This window comes from Pseudomonas cichorii (assembly GCF_015471405.1).
Lineage (GTDB): Bacteria > Pseudomonadota > Gammaproteobacteria > Pseudomonadales > Pseudomonadaceae > Aquipseudomonas > Aquipseudomonas serbiensis.
This window is the reverse complement of record NZ_BLVZ01000030.1, coordinates 1-2,940: the sequence shown is the minus strand read 5'-3', so window position 1 is coordinate 2,940 and position 2,940 is coordinate 1. Positions and strand designations below refer to the sequence as shown.

Sequence of the window (2,940 nt, the reverse complement as noted above, 5' to 3'; positions counted from 1 at the left end):
TGCGCGTTGCCTCTGTCTCGGGATCGGTATAAGTGGCGGTAACCACGTTACGGGTGGTCTTGTCTTCAAGTTGCCCGACCGAAGGTGCGGTGTACAAGCCTCCTGTATTGATGACTCCCTGGGAGCGCGAGCCATCGATGTCGCGAACACTCCAGGTGATATTGGCAGCCCGTGCGCGATAGAGCAGTTCGATAATTTCAAACTGCAGGTTGTCACCGGTTTTGATCGTCGTGTAAAGCGGCTTGAGGCTGAACGAAGTCAGGGCCGGGTCGATTTCCCCGAACATGGCCAGGTCGCCGGGCAAGTAGGCTTCTTTCAGGATCAGGGCATTGTGTTCCGGGAACAGCAGGTGGTTGATGCCGAAGAAATTTATTTCAGGGATGTCTATGGTTTTGAAGGTATCCAGTATTTGCGTCAAGATTTTAACCAGGGCTTGTCTTGCTTTCTCCATCAGGGGTTGATAAAGAGCTTCTTCACCCTCGATGCTGATATTTACGCTCTGGCTGGAAGTCGGTGACTGTACAAAGTTCAGGGTGTTTTCAACGGCATTCAGTTGGTTGTCAAAGATAATCGAAAGCGTATGTTCAAGGGTGACATTGACATCCTTGTGTTCGTCCCACCATCCGGCGATATCATCCCAATAGTGGAATACTTCAGTGCTGGTTCCATTCCATTCCAGTGCAAGGCGAAAGTCAGGTCTGACGAAAATGGATAGCTTTTGTGAGAAGGGGATATGCAGATCGTTTCTTATGAAGTGGAAGTTTTCTCTGCCATGATCGTACTGGATGTCGATGGGTTCTACTTCAAACTCTCCAGCAATCGCAATCAGTCGATAGTCACCTGTTGACCCGGTATCTTCTTTTACCTCAAAGTTCAGCCCGCGTTCAATGTGGCTTTTCATGTAGGGAGCAATGAACCAGTGCATGATAGCCTGGCGGGAAATGAGCAACGAGCCGGAATACTTCGAGCGCTCCTCGCCCGTCACCTTGTCATCGGGAATCAGGTAAGGAAACTCGCTCTCGTTTGTCGGCAACGTGCCATCGTAAAAATTGTTCTTGGTGCGAACAAACAACACCACGGCACCATCACCATAACTGTCCGACTTGAGATTCTTTCCTTCAGGGGCTGCCTGAGTCAGGATATAAAAGTCCTTGGGGGCCAACAGGTCATCCGCATTGAAGTCCAGCAACCCCAGTGAATAGGTTTGCTGTTCCGTCGGTAACTCATCGAATCTGGCCTTGAAGAAATTGCCTATCAGCGTCGGGCTGACGCCCAGATCAATCAGGTTGGCCGTGAACTCTGTGGCCTTTGAAATATCCAGAATGACTTGAGAGCTCTTGTTGATGCCTCCTACCACTTTTCTCAGTTCAATATCGGCGTTCAAGCGGTAACCATGCTGTTCGGAAATATTGAAACTGGAGAGCGCTCGCGCAGGAGAACCGGGGGCATTGCTGTAATGAGTGACCGTGCCGCCAACGATATCCATATTCAGGCGTGCCCTGGAGTCCCTCAGTGATGCATTTTCAAACGAGAGGCGCGGGGCACTCAGAATGATCCCGCTCAGTTCCAGGGTTTCAGGCCCTTCCAGTTGCACAGTGCCGCGGATCGCGGGCAGGAAGCTGTCTGTACTGAACCGCGCGATATGCTGTTGTGCCAGAAGATGGTTGGCCTTGGTACGGTTGAAAGACACAATCGCTCCCCAGCCTCGGGTATTGGTTCTGCCTTTAAGTATCTGTAAAAGTGAGTTCAGTGAATTTGCCATATCACACCTCGATGACTCCTTGTTGCTGTAGCAGGTCAGCAGAACTCTTCGTGACCCTGGTGGTTGTCTGCTGTTAGACAGGCCGGTCAACGACTGATCTGACAGTGTTCACCCAGGAGCAAGCAGGGTATAGAGAATGCTTACTCCGTTAATTGATGTTGTTTTTTCGGCGCTCCCGACAGAGCACGAGCGCGCGATCAATTGGTTGCAATGATCATCAGTTCATTACGGTCGCTCGGAGACTTGAATCGCACGGTAAGTTTGTGCAGGTTCCCGTACTCATCAATCAGCTTCAGTTTCATCGGCTGGTCAAAGTCACTGTTATTGTTGAACGCAAAGTCTGAACGCCGATGCAGGCTGATCAAGACGGCCCCCAGAGGCGCTTCCTTGCCGGGAATGACATCAAGGCTTGGGCGTAACTCAGGTTCAATGGTCTGCATCAATAATGGTTCAAACAAGAGTGTTCTACTGCCGGGCAGTGCGTAGCCGGTGTAACTGCCCATGAGCTCCGCATATTGACGGCTTTCCCACTGAACCATACTGGCGGTGCTGTCAAACTCGACGGTGACGAACTTTATATTCTGGACGGACTGTTTGAACCTCAGGTAGTAGTAATCAATGGTGTTGAGGTTGTAATCATTGTCTGCTTCGCCCACCACCCGGACGTGCTCAAACTCATAACTCTCTATGGCATAGCTGGGCACGGTTCTTGGTGTGATTTCTATGATGTTGTGTTTTTCTTCGGAGCCATCCTGTTCAGTCGAATTGAATTCGGCCTGATCGGCGCGGGTCAAGGCAACGGCTATTTTTAATGGTAGCGGGCTGCGTGTCTGGATATACAGAGATTTGCCACTGCCATCCAGAGCCTGTGGTTCACTGGTTCGGGTGGGGTCAGGGGGATAATACAGATAAGCGTTTCTGGACTCATTGACGCCCCATTGTTTTCCCTCGGGCGCATCGGCGGGTATACCTTTTTCACCGATATAAGGCAGTTCATTGAGTGTGTCAGCAACGATCAGCCGCATGCTATTCAGTTCGGAGGGCGTAAGAGGCACTTCTATGTCCTGCTCGTCGAACGGCTTGACTGCCACCCGGACCTTGACTTGTTCCAGGCCATTGGCAAACAGTTTTACCGACCCGGATTGTGCCTTGATGGTGAAGTCTTCAAGGCGCACCCA

2 protein-coding genes are annotated in these 2,940 nt (G+C 51.0%); both read right to left on the bottom strand.

Annotated elements, in window-relative coordinates; all coding sequences use genetic code 11:
- On the bottom strand, nt 1-1,690 hold a 1,690-nt coding region (locus JL015_RS27440), incomplete at its 3' end, for a hypothetical protein (RefSeq protein WP_374063562.1).
- 269 nt (nt 1,691-1,959) lie between these two features.
- Nucleotides 1,960-2,940 (bottom strand): hypothetical protein (locus JL015_RS27435; protein WP_201020677.1); only part of this gene is annotated, 981 nt, incomplete at its 5' end.